This is a genomic window from Streptococcus sp. ELY_137 (assembly GCF_058314515.1).
In genome coordinates this window covers 181,057-199,074 of record NZ_JBZFUL010000002.1, presented here as the reverse complement: position 1 = coordinate 199,074, position 18,018 = coordinate 181,057, and the positions used below count along the sequence as shown (strand labels likewise).

Annotated in this window: 17 protein-coding genes; 13 read left to right on the top strand and 4 right to left on the bottom strand. The window is 39.4% G+C overall.

The window, feature by feature from the left end:
• Positions 1 to 13: 13 nt before the first annotated feature.
• The 5 genes from AC4HAO_RS02985 (at position 14) to AC4HAO_RS02965 (ending at position 4,250) form a co-directional block, all read left to right on the top strand.
• Positions 14 to 1,063 (top strand): glycosyltransferase, encoded by a 1,050-nt coding sequence (locus AC4HAO_RS02985; RefSeq protein ID WP_491134538.1) that lies wholly within the window; start codon positions 14 to 16, stop codon positions 1,061 to 1,063.
• An 81-nt stretch (positions 1,064 to 1,144) separates the two neighbouring features.
• Positions 1,145 to 2,050 carry a hypothetical protein gene (locus AC4HAO_RS02980; protein WP_491134537.1) on the top strand — a complete coding sequence of 302 codons (906 nt, stop codon included), beginning with the start codon at positions 1,145 to 1,147 and terminating at the stop codon, positions 2,048 to 2,050.
• A gap of 23 nt (positions 2,051 to 2,073) precedes the next feature.
• Positions 2,074 to 3,150 (top strand): hypothetical protein, encoded by a 1,077-nt coding sequence (locus AC4HAO_RS02975; RefSeq protein ID WP_491134536.1) that lies wholly within the window; start codon positions 2,074 to 2,076, stop codon positions 3,148 to 3,150.
• Between the two features lie 382 nt (positions 3,151 to 3,532).
• Positions 3,533 to 3,790 (top strand): hypothetical protein, encoded by a 258-nt coding sequence (locus AC4HAO_RS02970; RefSeq protein WP_491134535.1) that lies wholly within the window; start codon positions 3,533 to 3,535, stop codon positions 3,788 to 3,790.
• A gap of 214 nt (positions 3,791 to 4,004) precedes the next feature.
• Positions 4,005 to 4,250 (top strand): Abi family protein, encoded by a 246-nt coding sequence (locus AC4HAO_RS02965; protein WP_491134534.1) that lies wholly within the window; start codon positions 4,005 to 4,007, stop codon positions 4,248 to 4,250.
• A gap of 292 nt (positions 4,251 to 4,542) precedes the next feature.
• On the opposite strand, the gene AC4HAO_RS02960 is transcribed toward AC4HAO_RS02965, so the two are convergent.
• On the bottom strand, positions 4,543 to 5,154 hold the full coding sequence (locus tag AC4HAO_RS02960) for a Fic/DOC family protein (protein ID WP_491134533.1): 612 nt from the start codon (positions 5,152 to 5,154) through the stop codon (positions 4,543 to 4,545).
• Positions 5,147 to 5,335 carry a hypothetical protein gene (locus tag AC4HAO_RS02955; protein WP_165213058.1) on the bottom strand — a complete coding sequence of 63 codons (189 nt, stop codon included), beginning with the start codon at positions 5,333 to 5,335 and terminating at the stop codon, positions 5,147 to 5,149. The genes AC4HAO_RS02960 and AC4HAO_RS02955 overlap by 8 nt, the downstream gene beginning before the upstream one ends.
• A 388-nt stretch (positions 5,336 to 5,723) precedes the next feature.
• On the opposite strand from AC4HAO_RS02955, the gene AC4HAO_RS02950 reads away from it, so the two are divergent.
• The gene (locus AC4HAO_RS02950) at positions 5,724 to 6,617 is read left to right on the top strand and encodes a Fic family protein (protein ID WP_491134532.1); all 894 of its coding nucleotides are present in this window, start codon (positions 5,724 to 5,726) and stop codon (positions 6,615 to 6,617) included.
• A gap of 377 nt (positions 6,618 to 6,994) precedes the next feature.
• Here the strand turns inward: AC4HAO_RS02950 and guaA are convergent, their stop codons facing one another.
• Positions 6,995 to 8,548, bottom strand: a complete 1,554-nt coding sequence (gene guaA / locus AC4HAO_RS02945; RefSeq protein ID WP_491093330.1) for a glutamine-hydrolyzing GMP synthase — start codon at positions 8,546 to 8,548, stop codon at positions 6,995 to 6,997.
• Between the two features lie 137 nt (positions 8,549 to 8,685).
• Here guaA and AC4HAO_RS02940 point away from each other — a divergent pair, with 137 nt between their 5' ends.
• Entirely contained in the window at positions 8,686 to 10,233 is a 1,548-nt protein-coding gene (locus tag AC4HAO_RS02940; protein WP_491134531.1) for an HlyD family secretion protein, read from the top strand.
• 143 nt (positions 10,234 to 10,376) lie between these two features.
• Positions 10,377 to 11,078: a GntR family transcriptional regulator gene (locus AC4HAO_RS02935; protein ID WP_491093328.1), complete on the top strand. Its 702-nt coding sequence runs from the start codon at positions 10,377 to 10,379 to the stop codon at positions 11,076 to 11,078.
• Between the two features lie 427 nt (positions 11,079 to 11,505).
• Here AC4HAO_RS02935 and AC4HAO_RS02930 read toward each other — a convergent pair whose 3' ends face one another.
• Complete coding sequence (locus tag AC4HAO_RS02930; protein ID WP_491134530.1) at positions 11,506 to 12,273, bottom strand: alpha/beta hydrolase; 768 nt, start codon at positions 12,271 to 12,273, stop codon at positions 11,506 to 11,508.
• Between the two features lie 171 nt (positions 12,274 to 12,444).
• Between AC4HAO_RS02930 and AC4HAO_RS02925 the strand changes: the two genes are divergently transcribed.
• From AC4HAO_RS02925 to AC4HAO_RS02905, 5 genes are all read left to right on the top strand, one after another.
• Positions 12,445 to 12,777 (top strand): putative DNA-binding protein, encoded by a 333-nt coding sequence (locus AC4HAO_RS02925; protein WP_447451369.1) that lies wholly within the window; start codon positions 12,445 to 12,447, stop codon positions 12,775 to 12,777.
• A gap of 152 nt (positions 12,778 to 12,929) precedes the next feature.
• Positions 12,930 to 14,504, top strand: coding sequence for a signal recognition particle protein (ffh, locus tag AC4HAO_RS02920; RefSeq protein ID WP_491093326.1), 1,575 nt, complete (start codon positions 12,930 to 12,932; stop codon positions 14,502 to 14,504).
• A gap of 216 nt (positions 14,505 to 14,720) precedes the next feature.
• Positions 14,721 to 16,472, top strand: coding sequence for a hypothetical protein (locus AC4HAO_RS02915; RefSeq protein ID WP_491134529.1), 1,752 nt, complete (start codon positions 14,721 to 14,723; stop codon positions 16,470 to 16,472).
• Between the two features lie 104 nt (positions 16,473 to 16,576).
• Positions 16,577 to 17,275 (top strand): SatD family protein, encoded by a 699-nt coding sequence (locus tag AC4HAO_RS02910; protein ID WP_491134528.1) that lies wholly within the window; start codon positions 16,577 to 16,579, stop codon positions 17,273 to 17,275.
• Complete coding sequence (locus AC4HAO_RS02905; protein WP_491134527.1) at positions 17,268 to 17,999, top strand: DUF3307 domain-containing protein; 732 nt, start codon at positions 17,268 to 17,270, stop codon at positions 17,997 to 17,999. The genes AC4HAO_RS02910 and AC4HAO_RS02905 overlap by 8 nt, the downstream gene beginning before the upstream one ends.
• Positions 18,000 to 18,018 lie beyond the last annotated feature (19 nt).

The window sequence follows — 18,018 nt, the reverse complement described above, 5'->3', positions numbered from 1 at the left end:
TGTGGGGGGAGTCATGAAGAAATATCAGCTTGTAGAATCTTTTGGAAACTTCCAACATGCTGGAAGTAAAGCTACCAATGATGCTTCAGAAATCCTTTTAACTAAAGGTTTTGAGGCACTATATTTGAAAAAAATTGAGCATGATAAATCATTGTTGAAAAAGGTTAGTAGACAAGTAAAACTGTATAAGAATTGGAAAGAGATTTATCGTGCTATTGAGGAAAACTCAGTATTAGTTATTCAAAATCCATTTTACTCAAAAGATTATTTTAGGTTTTCAATATTTAAAAAGTTGAAAAAACAAAAAAATGTAAAAATAATTTCCTTGGTGCATGATGTAGAGCCTATCCGAAAACTTTTTAACAAGCCTTACTACGATCAAGAATTTAAGGAAATGTTGGAAATTGCCGATAATCTGATTGTTCATAATGATGTGATGAAACAATGGTTTATTGACTATGGTGTTTCAAAATTCAAGTTAATCAGTCTAGAGATTTTTGATTACTTAAACGATGAACCACAGGATAAAGACATTCAATTCTCAAAGAGAATTCAAATCGCCGGTAATTTAAAACGTGATAAAAGCCCTTATCTGTACCAGCTCCAGCAACTGAAATCGGTACAATTTGACTTATTTGGTATTGATTTTGAGCCTGATGAAAATGCTGAAAACGTTACTTACCATGGCGCTTTCCCATCAAATGAAATCCCAAGTAAGTTGATAACGGGTTTTGGTTTGGTCTGGGATGGTGATTCTCTGGAAACTTGTACAGGCGTTACTGGGAATTATCTCCGTTATAATAACCCTCACAAACTGTCCTTGTACCTTTCATCAGGATTACCTGTCATTATCTGGTCTGAATCAGCAGAAGCAGCCTTTGTTGAGCAACACCATTTGGGTATTAGCGTTAACTCTCTTTTAGAGCTAGAAAAAAAGCTAGCAGAAGTGACAGAAACTACCTATCAAAATTACCTCCAAAATGTAAAAACCATCATGCCTCAGCTTCAAGAAGGCTATTATTTGAAGAAGGCAGTTGAGGGAATTAATGTAAATATGCGGTAGTCTATTAGACTAGATTTTTTGTATTAGTGGTTAATGACGTCTGCTCATTATAGATATTAGTAAGAAGGTGAATTAAGGGTGTTGATTACCCCATTTGAAAATGAAGATTACAAGTTAATTATTGCAGAACTTATCAATGATATTTATTATTCTGGAATCAGCACGAGTAGCAAATTAGTTCTTATCAGAAAGTTAGCAGAATTACTATCACGAAAGATTTTAAATATTGGTAAAAATGAGTATATGATGTTAGGAGATATTACTGATCCTGAAAAATCTAACAACTCTAAAGTATCTAAAAAATTAAATCAAGTTGATGAAAAAATAAGAGATGATTTTAAAAATGTTATCAAAGATCTAAAAAATATTGGTAATCAGTATACACATACTCAAAGTATTATAGCTGGTACGAAACCTGAAATGAAGCAGGTGGAGGATCTTATTTTGGAACTATTTTCCTATATTTTTGTTCAATACTTTTTAGAGTATGAAATATCATTAAATTCAGATCCGATTGTTCTTAGTGCATTTTCTCACCTACCTCCTATAGTCAGGTATAAAGCACTCAATAAATTAATTGATTTAAAGGGCTTAGATAATATCCAACTGGTGGATAAGTATATTTTAGCAATGATAAAATATAAAAATTGGGATAAGGCACATGACTGGTTGTTGAAAAATCGTGAGGAACTCTGTTCTTTACATTATCCTAATGAAATGGAGCAACAAAATTATTATAAATTACACGGTAATAAAGAAGTATCTCTTCCATTGTGGGAATATAACAATGTTTTTGAACTTCTCTTAAATAAGATAAATCATCCTAATGTTAAATTGAATGAATCGGGTAAACTATACAGTACCTTTGAAGAAGCTACTAAATATTATAAAAAGTGTTTTAATATTAATGATTTATCAGGCAGTGGAGAGCGTGAAGACTTTAAAGATTTAATAACATTTGCTTTTTTTGGTAGAAATGAACATTAGATTAGTAGGATACACGGAATTTTATGACTAATCGTGAAATAGCTATTTTATTTTATTTAACAATTATTTCTTTTGTTATATTTCTGCATACACGAAAATCAAATTCAAATATCTTAGAAAAAATAATTGAACTCTTAAAACTGCCTATCAGCAAAATGTTTTTTACAGTTAATATAACTATACTTATTTTGCTAGTATATTTGGATATCCATTACCATTTGAAAATAAGTTTATGGTATATAAAAGATTATTTATCAATTGTATTTTTTTCACTTATCCCACTATTACTAAGACTTTATAAATCTACCTTAAACCAGAATCTAAGGATAATAATATGGGAATTAATTCAAATAAATAGCATTTTTAGTTTTCTTAGTGATAGCTATACATTCACATTATTATATGAAATAATAATTATCGGTTTCATTTTTGTTATCGGATTTTTCTGGATCATCTCATCTAGTGTGGTTGAATTCTCTTTGGTTTCAAAAATTAGTAAGTGGATTTTAGCTGTATTTTCCTTAGTTATTATAGCTAACTCTTTAATAAGTTTTATCACTCATTTTCAAGATGTAAAAACTATAAAATTTTGGCTATCATATTTTTTTGAATTCTTTGTTATTGTTTTGAATATACCAATTTTATACATTATACAAAAAATGATAATTATTGAAAGATTGGTTTCGGTATGTCGTTATGGGAATAAAGTATCAAGTTATGTTAGATATTACTTTATAAGAAAAAAGCGTATTTGTAAATTTAAAAAAGTAATATTGGAATCAAATATAGCAGCTGAAATTGAAGTAGTTCCATATTTGCTAGGGTATCCACTCATAGATGTTCATTTAGCAATAGAAAATGCCATTGAAAATAATGAGATCATAAGTTTTGTTGGTAAAATACTTGTCGATAGTAACTATTATTTCAAGACCGAACTAGAGCCCCCTATCATTCCATTATATATCCAGATCACAGATTCTAAAAAGCAAGTATTAGCTGTTTGGAAAGAATCTTTTTTATCAGAAGAATATGATTTTTATAATGAGCTAAGTTATACTTTAACGGAGGAGATTTATCCAGAAATTACTAAAAGAATTTGAATAGTAAACTAGATAGAATTAGATGGCGGGAGCGTTAGAGAGGGGACTTCGCTGGCGGATTTATTAGCTATTTATAAGCAGCCGATTGCCGTCTCTTGGTATCTTTATGTGCTTTGGGGTGTCAGCCTCTACGTTGGTTTGCTCTCAGTTTTTATCAAGGACCAGAAGAAGCTCCTGGCTGTAACTGCTGTTACCAGTATTCTCAGCTATCCCTTACATTCTTCGATCTTCCTCCTGCAAGGAACCCTGCTCTGGTCTGGTATCTATTGTCTGGGACATTTCTTGAGTCAAGTATCACTGGAAAAGTTAGCCACCCGACTAACTCAGAAAGTTTTAGTCATCTTAACTTTAATGGCTCTCTACCTGTTCTGGTGGATCCAGTTTGATTTCAAAAAATGGTGTCAGCTACCTAACCCCCGGCCTAGAAGGACTGGTCTTTGTTCTTAGTGTTTTTCTGGCCTTCTTGATTTATCCGTGTCTGCCTCACAATGGCTTTTTCAACTATTTTGCGGATAAGGGAAAATCCAGCCTGATTATTTATATCTTCCATTCACCGGTGCTCAGTGCCATTTGGATTATGCTCTTGCGTCTAGGGGTTCCTCCATGTCTTGATTGGTATTGCAGGCGGTTGGCTGATTAACCTCTTTATCGCCTACCTCTTCAATAAGGTGAAATTTCTCAATTTCTTTGTTGCTCCGACTAAGTATATTAGATTTTAAAAATAATTATTTTAACTTTTATATTGCAAACACGCAGTGCGTGTGTTAATATATGTGTAAGATGACAACCCCCCCACTTCCTTATGGACAGATACGTCTGACGTGGGGCTTTTTTTTTGTTGTAAAGGAGAAAAAATGAGTGATAAACCAGTTGCACTTTCATGGAAGGAACAGTTAGAACTTTTCAAAAGTAGAGGAATGATTGTCCATAAAGGTGATATTGATAAACTAAAAAATATTAGTTATTATCGCCTAAAGGAGTTTGCTCGCCCTCTGTCCACGGTTAAAAAATGCCAAAATCATACTGAAATCAGTTATGATGGTATAGAATTCAAAGAGGTTCTTAGCCGCTATTATCAAGACAAAAATTTGAGACTTTAGTACAAAATTTTTATAAAAGGAATCAATGATGGCAATATTGTCATCATATTCTTTACTAAGTTGGGAACAAGGTCCCCCAGTTTTTCTTAGCTCATATATTCATTTATCGTCGTAACTTAATTTTATAAGAAAAGCACCCCAAAAGTTAGATTTTGTGTCTAACTTTTGGGGTGCAGTTCATATAGCAGATGACAAAAGGATCTTTTTATAAAGGGTGCCATCAATGGAATATTATTGTGTACATTCAAGTGGAATTAATTAAATATAACAGCAGATAAGAAAGCAAACTAATTTACAATTTTTCAAGTATTTTACCAAGTAATTCTTCTAACTTCCCTAAGTCTCCATAGACTGTTCCGTCCATATAAAGATTATAAATGTCATCATCTTGTTCAACGCGTATTTGTGCCGAATATCCTTTTGATAGTGCTAAAGAACGGATGACTTCTCGTTGAGTTCGTCCGTTACCTTCTCGAAAAGGATGGAAATAATTAAGGTTATCAAGGATTTTTGCTAATTGTATTATAGTCTCATCTTTTGAGTTAGCCGTTTGATGATAGGTATGAATAAGCTGGTTCATATAGGTTTCAGCAGTGTTAAAAGATTGTAATGGCATAAAAGGATTACCACTTTTTGAAATATTAACTCTACGATATTGCCCTGCCCAAGAATAAACATCTTGGAATAAATAGTTATGGATAGCTAAAATCTCCCTAATAGAATTGACTTCAATAGCCTTTAATCGCAAATCTGCAAGTCGTCTAGTAACTAGAAGGTGTTCGTTTCGATAGGCTTCTTCAATATTTGTAATGTTTTGTTTGTTGATTAAGACTGTAGAATTTGAATAGGTGTATTGGTTATTAGGGTCGATGTACTCATAGCCTTCGTATTGATTTTTAACCAAGGTTCAATTCCTTTCGCCTGTTGATAACATAAGCTTTTAAATCAATCACATCTTGAACAGTCGGTTCATAATTTTCAATCATTGATGAACCGATGGCATACCAGACGGTATCAAAATCTGTAAAGTTATCAAAAGGAATCCCTAAAATTGTTAATTCTTCCTTATTTACATCAAGGGTCATAGCACACCTCCTTATATAACAGTGTCTCTATTGTACCATAAAATAAGTATGTTCACATGAAGAGGTAAGAACTGAAAGATAGATTGGGTTAAATTAAATGTAGGTTTTATCATAAAAAGAAATACTAGAGGTGTAGCATGGAGCCATATATCACAGAAGAAAGTAGGATTGAATAGGTTACACTAAACTAGGCAGAATTTATAAAGCGTTCTACACCTAAGTTAACAAGGAGAACCATATCCTAATATATTGGTGGAGAATATCGTCATGCAGTTTTAGATGATAACATAAAAGCCACTATTGTTCCGCAAATGTCTTAATGTTATTCCGCAAATAGACCTATTGTTCCGAAAATGCTACAATTGAAGTCAGAAAAGAGGTGGAGCAGATGTACATTACAGCACAAGAAGCTGCTGAACGTTGGGGAATCTCTGATAGGCGCGTGCGAACCTTGTGTGTTCAAGGGAAAATTGAAGGCTCTTATCGCGATGGGAAAATTTGGAGAATACCAGCGGATGCAGCACAGCCAAGTGATGGTCGTTATAAAAAGGCTTCTAGTTTACTATCAGTGATTGAAGAGAAAAAGTCACTCCTAGCAACAAGGAGGCCTTTGACTAGTGGTGAGCTAGATCGGCTAAATGAGGAATTTCTTGTGGAGTACACCTATAATTCTAATGCGATTGAAGGAAATACCTTGAGCCTTCGGGAAACCGATATGGTGCTAAGAGGGTTGACCATTGATCAGAAACCTTTGAAGGATCACCTTGAGGCTATTGGTCACAAGGAAGCTTTTCAACTAGTTCAAAGACTGGTTTCAGAAAACCATCCCTTAACGGAGCAAGTCATTAAAGATATTCATTACCTTGTTCTGTTAGATAAAAAGGAAGATAGAGGTGTTTATAGAAAAGTTCCTGTTAGAATCATGGGAGCTGCTAACGAACCGGCTCCACCTTATATGATACGCCCTAAGATAGAGCAGCTTCTGCAAGATTATCAAAAGGATTCAAGCTCAATCATTACCAAGCTAGCCAAATTTCATATCAATTTTGAAAGTATCCATCCCTTTATTGATGGCAACGGCAGAACAGGCCGGCTTTTGGTCAATCTTGAGCTGATGAAAGCGGGATTGCCACCGATTGATATTAAATTTACAGATCGTCTATCTTATTATAAAGCTTTTGATGACTTTCACGCCAAAGGCCAAGTGTCTACCATGGAAGATTTGTTGGCTAAGTATGTTAATGAACGTCTAGATGAGTACTTAGCAATGTTAGCAGAGTAAAAAAGAGGACAACAAACCATTTACTGGTATAAGAATTTTCAATAAGGAATGATGTAGGAATTGGCGGGCAACGCATAATGTTCTAGCTGAGTTAAGTATATCAGTTGGTTGTTTGATTTTACTCCGTTATAACTTTCTAAATATGACTATTGTAGTAGCGATTTCATTCACTATTTAGCTGATTTTGCCAAACTAAAAGGATTGAAACCTGTGTAATACAAGATTCAATCCTTAGCATAAATTTATAATTCAACTTTTTGGGGCCACACATTATTTTCTGGTGGGGAACCAAAGTAATTTAGTTCCGTTTTCACATTTTACAACACTTAGAAATGTGCTGTTAAACCAACCATTTTACTTCACTTTAATTTAGTCACCTATTCCCACTCCACAGTTGCAGGTGGTTTGCTGGTGATATCATAGACGATGCGGTTGACGTGATCGACTTCGTTGACGATGCGCCTTGAAATTTTTTGCAAGACCTCCCAAGGCAGTTGGGCGAAGTCTGCTGTCATGCCATCGATAGAAGTAATAGCGCGGATGGCAATTGTGTAATCGTAGGTGCGGCCGTCTCCCATAACGCCAACCGAGCGCACACCAGTATTGACAGTGAAATACTGCCAAACATCGCGTTCCAAGCCGGCTTGGGCAATTTCTTCACGTAGGATGGCATCGGATTCACGGACGGTTTCGAGCTTCTCAGGGGTAATATCTCCCATAATGCGGATAGCCAGACCTGGACCAGGAAATGGCTGGCGCCAGACGATTTCATCGGGCATTCCTAGAGCCGTCCCCAGAGCTCGGACCTCATCCTTGAAAAGGGTATTGAGAGGCTCAATTAGTTCAAACTGTAGATCTTCAGGCAGGCCGCCAACATTGTGGTGTGACTTGATGGTTTGGGCTGTCTCAGTACCAGATTCGATAATATCGGTATAGAGTGTCCCCTGGGCTAAAAAGTCTACCCCTTTGAGTTTGCTGGCTTCGTCATCAAAGACGTAGACAAACTCGTTGCCGATGATTTTGCGTTTCCTTTCAGGGTCATCAACACCGGCCAGCAAGTCTAAGAAGCGCTTGGAGGCGTCCACACGGATGATGTTAAGTCCGAATTTGCCGCCCAGCATGTTCATGACCTGATCGCCTTCTCCCTTGCGCAGAAGACCGTGATCGACAAAGATGCAGGTTAGTTGGTCGCCAATTGCCTTTTGCAGCAGCACGCCGACGACTGATGAATCAACTCCGCCCGAGAGTCCCAGTAAAACCTTGCGCTCGCCAACGGTCTCACGGATCTTAGCAATTTCCATTTCAATAAAGTTATTCATTGACCAATCTGCCTTAGCACCACAGATAGTCACAGCAAAATTACGCAGGATATCATTGCCGTAGACTGAGTGCCGAACTTCTGGGTGGAACTGGATACCGTAAATCTTGCGCTCTGGATTTTCGATGGCAGCATAAGGACAGTCGGCAGATTCTCCGATAAGCTGGAAGTCAGCCGGGATTTCAGTCACAGCATCGCCATGACTCATCAGGACGACCTGTTCCTTTGGCGTGTCGGCAAATAGGGCTGATTGTTGCTGCAGCTGGAGTGTCGACTGGCCATACTCGCTGTTGCCGGTCTGGTCAGCAGGGACAACCTTACCGCCCAAACGGTCGGTCAGAAGCTGCATGCCATAACAAATACCTAGAATCGGAATACCAAGCTCAAAGATCTCTTCATCTATACCAAAGGAATCATCGGCATAAACCGAGTTAGGTCCGCCGGATAGGACGATTCCGATAGGATTGAGCTCCTTGATTTCAGCTGCAGTAATCTTATGGCTTTTAAGTTCTGAAAAGACCCCGAATTCGCGGATACGGCGGGCGATCAGCTGGTTATACTGGCTGCCGTAATCCAAGACGATGATCTTTTCAAGGTTGGTAAATTCAGTCATCTTAACCCTTTCTAGTTTGTCAGTCTGCCTGACAGAATGATTACGTCTATTGTAGCACACTTTATGCCCGAGCGCAGTAGAAATTTCGGGTAAATCCCCCCTATTCTCGCTAGGCAAACTATGTTATAATAAACTCTATGCGAGAAAAAATTCCCCCTACTCATAAAGAAAGAGAAAGTCATACCAGTCCCTTACTGAGGGAAAATCGACAAAGACAGCGAGGCAAAGGTCTGTTTCGCGTGCAGGAACTGATTGTACTAGGAGTATTGGTCGTTGCCGCTATCATTCTTTTGGCGGTTACTGACAGTTTTAAGGTCCTCAAGAAGGATGTTCTTAATGTTACCAGCAATATCCAGATTGGCTCGGAGAATTTAAAACCTAAATACGCTGAAAATAATACTGTGCAGATTACTGCTGAAGCACAAACTTCCATCGGTGGTAAAAATTTAGAAAAGTACCGCCAGTGGATCGGCAAGATTGATTCTGAGAATCAAGTTGATACCAAGGACGGGGATTCCGTCATGACTTACACGATCAAGTTTGAGAATGGTGATAAGGTCAGGGGTGTCACTGAAACAGATATTACGGAAGCGCCTGATGCTAAATTCGGCAAGGATGCTACGATTCAGATTAGTCATACCGCTGAGACTGATTTAGATGGTTACGATTTAAGCAGCTATCAGGGAGACGCAGCAGAAGTGATTAATATCAGTTATAATTATTCATCTGGTGGCGGTTATAAGTACGATGTTAAACTGGATGACGGTACAGATATTTCTAATATCGCCGAAGCCAGTGTCAACGATATTTACCATGTTCCTTTAAAGCAAGAGAATTCTGCTGCAGACAATAATCAGGTTTTAAAGGATGCCTTTAATTATGCCAAGGATAATCCTGGGACCATTCTAGGCCTTCCCAGCGGAGATTTCACTATTGGGACACAGACCCCGGAAACAGACTATATTACCCTAGCTTCGGATACGCAGATTCGCGGCGATCGCACCAAACTCATTGTCGATGGTGCCCAGTATTGGTTTGGATTTGCGACAGGAACTGGTGCAACAGATGGTGTACAAAATTTCACCATGAGAGATATCACTGTCGAAGCTAAGGATTTAGAAAAAGGAAACCAGTTCATGATTATGGTTAATCATGGTAGCAACTGGACTATCGAAAACAATACTTTTACTATGGTTCATAAAATGGGAAGCCACGTCTTTGACCTTGGCGGCTTGCAAAATTCAAGTTTTGACGGCAATACCTTTGAAGGTTACGCACCTGAGCTGACTGATAAAACTGATTTATCGGAAGTCAGCAAAGACCATGATATTTACGCCGAAGCTATCCAGTTCGATACATCGGACAATCGGGGGGAATGGGATGGCAATTTCTTAAAAAATATCGACTCTAACTATGGCAATTACAACCAAACAAAAGCTATGACCAGTAATATCAGTGTGACCAATAATTCGTTCATTCCTTATAAGGATAAGTCGGGCAAAATTATTGCCTACGGTGCTAGTATTGGTCAGCACTCTGGAGATGTCAGCAATATTACGGTATCTGGCAATACGCTTACCGATACTTTGACCAGCCGTTTCCATCAAGATAACAACTGGATGTTTAAACCCATTCATTTTACACCGAGTTCATCGATGTCTGTCTATGGCAACACAACTGACTAACTAGAAGTTGTCTTATGTGTGCTAAAGACAATAAATGTTTCAGCAGAAGCGCTTCACGCTATTTTTCTCAAATTGCGAAAAAAGCCAGTAGCCTTCTGCTTTTTTGTGCTACAATACTGGTATAGACTAATCAGGAGGATGCCATGCTACCAGCTTATATTCGGATTCATGATGCCATTAAAAACGAGATTGATCGAGGTGTTTGGAAAATCGGCAGCCGCCTGCCCAGCGAGCGCGACCTATCTGATCAATTTGAGGTCAGCCGTATGACCTTACGGCAGGCGATTACACTTTTGGTAGATGAAGGAATATTGGAGCGCCGAGTTGGTAGCGGTACCTATGTCGCTAGTCAGCGAGTTCAGGAAAAAATGCGGGGAACAACCAGCTTTACTGAAATTATTAAATCTCAAGGAAAAGACCCCTCCAGCAAACTGATTTCATATGAGCGTACCTATCCAAATGAGCAGGAGATCCGTCATCTTTCGGTTAGGCCAAAATCTTATATTATACGCATGGAGCGGGTTCGCTATGCAGATAATCTTCCAGTCGCTTATGAAGTAACCAGTATTCCCGAGCGATTGATTCGCCATTTTAAACAGGAAGAGGTCACTAATCACTTTTTCCAGACGCTGACAGATCACGGTTATATTATCGGTAAAAGTCAGCAGATTATCTCTGCTGATGTTGCTAATGGAGACAAAGCAGATGCTCTGGAGGTTAAGCGAGGGCATGCTCTATTGACTCGGAAACAAACCTCCTACCTAGATGATGGAACCCCTTTTGAATTTGTTCGCAGTCAGTATGTAGCCGGAAGATTTGAGTTTTATTTGGAAAGTAGTAATTAACCCATTAAAAAGGTAAAATGAGGTTGAGACAAAAGTTCTCAACCTTATTTATTCAATTTTATTTGCTAGGCGCAGTGGTTGGGAGAAAAACTGGTTGGCTCTGCCAAGAAGTCTTTCCCCAGCACAGTTCATTAGGTGCTTTAGCATCAATGAACTGTGCTGGGTGGATATCCAATTCTATGAACGTTAGTTTATCTTATTTCCAACCTCCAAAGGTCCGGGGGACCTTTGGAGCTGTGCGGAGGTGGGATAGAAATTATCCAGTGGAGTTTGGCAGTCTGGGGATAGACTGCCAAAGCCTGCCACCTAAAAATAGGAAAGTGGCAGAGGGCTGGGCCTTAAAATAGGAGAGCGAGGAAAATCAAATTCTCCGAATTATTGATTTCTGTCCCAGTCTCATCATTTTAATTTCTGGCATTAATCTTTTCTAGGAGCGCCAGAGAAAATCCATGAAAAGTGCCACCTGTTTGGCCCAGTCAGCTTCGCTATGCCGCCCACCTTCTTGACAAAAGATATAGGTTTTTGCTCCATGCTTTTGAAATGCTGCCTCAATAGTCAGATTAGCTCTAGCTGCAGGACTGTCCCAGATGGTGTACCTATCCTGCCAGCCTGAGCTTTCTTGGCTTCCCCAAGATAGATAAGCGCGTGTGTCTTCATCAATCTGACTAGCCTTGACATCAGCCTCTATATCTCCCACGATTGCCGAAGATAGGCAGGCTGCTTTGGAGAAAATAGAGTTATACTTAGCCAGAGCATAGATAGACATTAAACCTCCCATTGAGGAACCGGCAATAGCTGTGGCTTCGCGAAAACTATAGGTGCGATAAGTCGCGTCAATATAGGGTTTAACCTCTTGAACAATCCAGTCCATGGTCAGCTGTCCCAGCCCCTTGATAGGGCCGCCAAAAAAATCTGAGTTGATATCGTAGGGACTGTATTCTGACAGGCGCTCATTACCCTCGTGGCCACATTCTAAGCCGACCACAATCATTTTCTTAGACCAGTTTTGTAAAAAATCATAGAGTCCCCATGATGTACCATAGGTCGCTTGATCTTTAAAAAATAGATTTTGACCATCAAAAAAGTAGGTGACAGGGTAGCGCTCCTCGCTATCCTTATAATCATCGGGTAAATAAATATGGAGCCGTCTAAACTTGTTAACGGCTGAAAAAAGCATATCGTGATAGATAATCATTGCAGAGCCTCCCGGATATTAGTTTTGATATTCGTTGAAAAATTTGCATTAGCTGCGTTTGTTTGACCTCTATTATAAAGTAAATCAATTTCCCAAGCAAGTCGTTAGACAAGGCGGAATCTTGCGCATTTCGGCTATAAATTAGATAATTTTTTTGGTATAATAAAGCTTATGGAAATTGAAAAAACCAATCGCATGAATGCGCTTTTTGAGTTCTATGCCCCCTTATTAACGGATAAGCAGATGAACTATATTGAGCTCTATTATGCGGATGACTATAGTCTGGCTGAAATTGCTGATGAATTTGGTGTCAGCCGTCAGGCGGTTTACGATAATATCAAGCGGACCGAGAAAATTTTAGAAGACTATGAGATGAAACTTCATATGTATTCTGACTACATTGTCCGCAGTGAGATTTTTGATGCTATTATGGAGAAGTATCCTGATGATGCGTATCTGCAGGAAAATATTTCTCTCTTAACTAGTATCGATAATCGTGAATAGTTAAAAAGAAGAAAGGAAAAAGGCAGCTGCTTCTGATAGTTTTGAAAAATACTCTTCTGCTGGTAAACTCTGTTTGATGGTAAGTCGGATCGGGTAGTCCAAAATGACAAATACCGGTGTTTGAGGGCAGTTGCTTCTGATATGTATTAATTATGGCTTTTGAAAGTTTAACAGAACGCTTACAAGGCGTTTTCAAAAATATTCGCGGAAAGAAGAAGCTTTCTGAAAAAGATGTCCAAGAGGTCACTAAGGAAATTCGTTTAGCCTTGTTGGAGGCTGACGTCGCGTTACCAGTTGTTAAAGATTTTATCAAGCGTGTGCGTGAGCGTGCTGTTGGTCATGAAATCATTGATACGCTGGATCCTACTCAACAGATTATCAAGATCGTTAATGAAGAACTAACGGAGATTTTGGGGTCGGAGACAGCTGAGATTGAGAGAGCCCCCAAAATCCCAACTATTATCATGATGATCGGTCTTCAGGGGGCTGGTAAAACAACCTTTGCCGGCAAGTTGGCTAATAAATTAGTCAAAGAAGACAATGCTCGTCCTTTGATGATCGCAGCTGATATTTACCGTCCAGCGGCTATCGACCAGCTCAAGACCTTGGGGCAGCAAATCAACGTGCCAGTTTTTGATATGGGAACCGATGTTCCTGCGACTGAAATCGTAAAAAATGGTCTAGCTCAGGCTCGTGAAAATCATAACGACTATGTCTTGATCGATACAGCTGGTCGTCTGCAGATTGATGAGACTCTGATGCAGGAACTGCGGGATGTTAAAGACTTGGCCCAGCCAAATGAAATTCTCTTGGTCGTTGATTCTATGATTGGTCAAGAGGCAGCCAATGTTGCCCGTGAGTTCAACCAGAAACTGGATATCACAGGTGTCGTCCTCACCAAGATTGATGGGGATACACGCGGCGGTGCAGCCTTGTCTGTCCGCCAAATTACTGGTCGTCCGATTAAATTTACCGGTACTGGTGAAAAGATTACCGATATCGAAACCTTCCACCCAGATCGAATGTCTAGTCGTATTTTAGGCATGGGAGACCTACTGACACTGATCGAAAAGGCCAGTCAGGAATACGATGAACAACGTTCAGCAGAGATTGCTGAAAAAATGCGTGAAAACACCTTTGATTTCAATGATTTCATCGAGCAGCTAGATCAAGTACAAAGCATGGGACCAATGGAGGATCTTCTTAAAATGCTTCCAGGTATGGCTGGAAATCCTGCTCTTAGCAATCTAAAGGTTGATGAGCGTGATATTGCTCGCAAGCGTGCTATTGTTTCATCGATGACACCAGAAGAACGTGAGAATCCCGACTTACTCAATCCTAGTCGCCGTCGCCGAATCGCAGCAGGATCTGGAAATAGTTTTGTTGATGTTAATAAATTTATCAAGGACTTTAATCAGGCCAAGTCTATGATGCAGGGGGTCATGAGCGGTGATATGAACAAGGCCATGAAACAGATGGGCTTAGATCCTAATCAATTGCCGAAAAATGGCTCTGGTATGGATATGTCAGCCCTCGAGGGAATGATGGGACAAGGTGGTATGCCCGATATGTCTGCCTTAGCCGGTGCTAATGGTATGCCTGATATGAGCCAAATGCTCGGTGGCGGCTTGAAGGGGAAAATCGGTCAATTCGCTGTTAATCAAGCCATGAAACGTCAAGCCAATAAACTTAAGAAAGCCAAGAAAAAGCGCGGCAAGAAGAAGTAGTAGCTGGAAATAAGTTTACGCACTGCGTCTTGCTAAAAAAACTACAAAAAATAAAAGAGGCTGGGACTATTGTCTCAGCCTCATAACAGGAAAACAATGACGAGTAATATAATACAACAACCCCAGCCAAATAATCACAGCCCTAGTCCAAGACAAGGGGATAAGGTTTTAGATATCCTGAGAAAATTATGGATTATCTTAAAAGGGATCTGTCAGATGTCGATCAAGTATCTTAAATACTGGGCTCCTAATCCGCTAAAGGTGTTTTTAGCAGCGCTATTAGTCAGTTTGATTTATATCATCCCCCTGATGATGAGCAACGGTGCCTTGTACGGTGACGATCTGCACTTTCATCTTAATCGGGTTCTCAGCCTAGCCAGTATCCATGAAAGTCCGGTTAATTTCAAGTCTTTTTACAAGATCGGACAAGGGGTTAATTTTTTCTACCCTTATCTAACCTATTATCCCTATTATTTACTTTATAAATTGACCGGTAGTCTCTATAACGGTTGGATTCTGTATAGTTATGCCTTGACAGTAGTGACCTATTTGATTGCCTATTATTCAAGTAAAGGAATCACTCATAGTCGTTTTAACTCACACCTTTTTGCGATATTTTATGTGTTTTCAGCCTATCGCCTTGGCAATATCGTGATTCGCTTTGCGACTGGTGAGGTCATCGCGATGAGTTTTCTGCCTTTAGTTTTTTATGGGCTTTATAATATCCTTAGAGGTAATTATCATAGATGGTATCCTCTGACTTTTGGTATGGCGCTGCTGATTTACAGTCATATTTTAACAGCTTTTATGGCCTCAGTCGTCGTTGGTCTGATTTTTGTTACAGCAATTGCTTTTCAGCAAGATAGGCTTCAGCGCTGTTGGAATTTCTTTATTGCCGTGATGGCTAGTCTAGCTTTGAGTGCTTTTCAGTTTTTTACCATGCTGGAGCAGTTTCGATACAGTCGTATTGACAATCCTGGTGGGATATCACTGAACAATTCTACCAGAACACTCAGTGATATTTTTCGCTTTAGCCTCAATAATGCCATAAAGGAGCTAGTGCCTGGAATTCTTGTCATTGTCTGTCTCGCTTTGATTTTATTTCAATTTCGAAAATTAAGAATTGAAGACTACTACCTTATCGGCTGGATTGTTCTATTTATCTTTCTGGAGAGCAAGGCAGTAAAATGGCCTGATAGTCCTAACAGCAGTGTCAGCGTTATCCAGTTTGCTTGGCGGGTTAATAGTTTTCTCACACTATTTGCTACCTTCTTAGCCTCTAAGTTTTTTCTTCTTAAAAAGCCACCAATGAGCAGGCGACGATTTTTCTATTCTGCGATTGTGATTATAGCAGTCTTAGTTACCTTATCTGCTGTCAACATCAGCAGCTCGACAGCGATATTCAAAACCCTGTCCAGTCATAAGCCGGTCATTTTTAGCGAATTATCTCATCGCAACAGTCAAAAGAAAGTTCTCAATTCTATAGCTCTCAGGGATTATGCAAATAGGTCGACCAAAGAAAAAAATGAAACAGCAGATACTGGTAAAAAGCTGGGGCATCAGGTTATGGTTAAAGACAGTGATATCCTTTTAGAATCTCAATTTCGTTTCAGAGATAGCTATGCGACAGGGGAGATTACGAACAATACGGGCAGTGAACAGCGGATCGAACTCCCTTTTTATCGCTATAAGGGGCAGATCGTCACTGTTGATGGTCAAGAAGTGCCGACGACCCTCAGTAAAGCTGGTGCTACGACCATTCATTTTCCTGAGGGAACTCATAAAGTCAAGATAACTTACCGCTATACTCAGTTGGCTCGTGTTTCCTGGGCTGCTTCATTAATCAGTTGCCTGTCCATCCTTCTCTATGCTCTTGTCTACGGACTAGCTAATAGAGGAGTTCTTATCTTCCGTAAAGACGGCTTGGTCATTTACCACCCTAGGTGGGACTCAGCTGCGACTGAGTGATAAAGGCAGGTTGATAAAGGAAATTGGGAAAAAATAAAATGTCTATTTTTATGGACATTTTTATTTTTGTCTGTTATAATAGACAAAAATAAAAGGAGAAGACCATGACCTACCTTGCTCTTATTGGCGATATCATCAATTCTAAAGGACTCAAAGACCGCGCTCGGGTGCAGGAGGAGCTGCTGAATTTGATGCAGGTCATTAATAAGGACTATGCTTCTGTAATCGTCTCACCCTTTACAGTGACAACGGGTGATGAATTTCAGGCTTTGTTACGACCTAGTGATAATATTTTCCAGATTATTGATAGCATACAGATGGAGCTGCTTCCTACTCAGGTTCGTTTTGGATTAGGATTAGGAGAGATGTTGACTCCGATTAATGAGAAACAAAGTATCGGTTCGGACGGTCCAGCCTTTTGGCGGGCTCGTGAAGCTATCAACCATGTTCACGATAAGACCGATTATGGGGTTGCCCGTATCGCTCTGTCCTGTGATGACCAGTTGCTTCAAGAAAGCGTCAATAGTCTGCTATCCTCTGGAGATTTTATCAAATCAAAGTGGACAGCAAACCAGCAAGCGATCTTAAGAGCCTTGTTGAAACAGCGGATTTATCAAGAACAATTTGAGCATCAAATCATTGCTGATGCTTTAGGGATCAAGCCCAGCGGCTTTAGTAAACGCCTGAAAGCGAGCGGATTAAAACATTATTTACGAAATCGCAAAACCGCAGCACATTTGATCATTGCAGAAAGCAAAAGCGATCATCAACAACAGAGTCGCAAGGAGGAGAACCATGCTTGAATCTTTGACTTTCTCGGATTACCTCATAAAGAATCCTTTGCTAACCTTGACCTTATTGGCTCATTTCCTAGCAGATTTTCAATGGCAAAGTCAGAGGATGGCCGATCAGAAATCTTACAGCATCCAAGCCTTAGCGCAGCATCTTATTATTGTCGCCATGCCTCTCTTGCTCTGTTTTATTTTGGATCCACAAGCAGGAGACTATTTTTTGCTGGTCTGGCTGAGCCATGTTATCATTGATAGTGCTAAATTTTATTTCCTACCGAACATGCGCAAACCATCTTGGCAGCAAGCTGTTTTTGTCGGTGATCAGATCTTGCACTATCTGGCTATCTTTTTGATCCACCTCTGGCTCAAGCCAGAGGCAACCTTACTCATCAGTCAAAACAGTGAACTGATTCGTTTAGGACTATTTTTAACCTTGATTACTAAGCCGATCAATATCGTGTTTAAACTCTTTTTCAGCAAGTACCAAGTTCCTGAAAGAGCGGATGAACAAACCGTAGCTGGAGCTGGCGCTCTTATTGGGTTGTTGGAGCGCCTGATTATGGGGATTTTCTTATTATTTGGACAATTTGCAGCCGTAGGTCTGGTATTTACGGCTAAGTCTATTGCTCGCTACGATAAAATCTCTAAAAGCCAAGCTTTTGCGGAATATTACCTGATTGGGTCCCTATTCAGCATCATCAGTGTTTTGTTAGTCTATGGTATCTTATTAGTGTGATAGTTTATTTCAATTCCAT

Coding starts and splice junctions, on each gene's coding strand:
- AC4HAO_RS02985 (WP_491134538.1), top strand. CDS start 14: ATGAAGAAATATCAGCTTGTAGAATCTTTTGGAAACTTCCAACATGCT.
- AC4HAO_RS02975 (WP_491134536.1), top strand. CDS start 2,074: ATGACTAATCGTGAAATAGCTATTTTATTTTATTTAACAATTATTTCT.
- AC4HAO_RS02965 (WP_491134534.1), top strand. CDS start 4,005: ATGAGTGATAAACCAGTTGCACTTTCATGGAAGGAACAGTTAGAACTT.
- AC4HAO_RS02955 (WP_165213058.1), bottom strand. CDS start 5,335: ATGACCCTTGATGTAAATAAGGAAGAATTAACAATTTTAGGGATTCCT.
- AC4HAO_RS02950 (WP_491134532.1), top strand. CDS start 5,724: ATGTACATTACAGCACAAGAAGCTGCTGAACGTTGGGGAATCTCTGAT.
- guaA (WP_491093330.1), bottom strand. CDS start 8,548: ATGACTGAATTTACCAACCTTGAAAAGATCATCGTCTTGGATTACGGC.
- AC4HAO_RS02940 (WP_491134531.1), top strand. CDS start 8,686: ATGCGAGAAAAAATTCCCCCTACTCATAAAGAAAGAGAAAGTCATACC.
- AC4HAO_RS02935 (WP_491093328.1), top strand. CDS start 10,377: ATGCTACCAGCTTATATTCGGATTCATGATGCCATTAAAAACGAGATT.
- AC4HAO_RS02930 (WP_491134530.1), bottom strand. CDS start 12,273: ATGATTATCTATCACGATATGCTTTTTTCAGCCGTTAACAAGTTTAGA.
- AC4HAO_RS02925 (WP_447451369.1), top strand. CDS start 12,445: ATGGAAATTGAAAAAACCAATCGCATGAATGCGCTTTTTGAGTTCTAT.
- ffh (WP_491093326.1), top strand. CDS start 12,930: ATGGCTTTTGAAAGTTTAACAGAACGCTTACAAGGCGTTTTCAAAAAT.
- AC4HAO_RS02915 (WP_491134529.1), top strand. CDS start 14,721: ATGTCGATCAAGTATCTTAAATACTGGGCTCCTAATCCGCTAAAGGTG.
- AC4HAO_RS02910 (WP_491134528.1), top strand. CDS start 16,577: ATGACCTACCTTGCTCTTATTGGCGATATCATCAATTCTAAAGGACTC.
- AC4HAO_RS02905 (WP_491134527.1), top strand. CDS start 17,268: ATGCTTGAATCTTTGACTTTCTCGGATTACCTCATAAAGAATCCTTTG.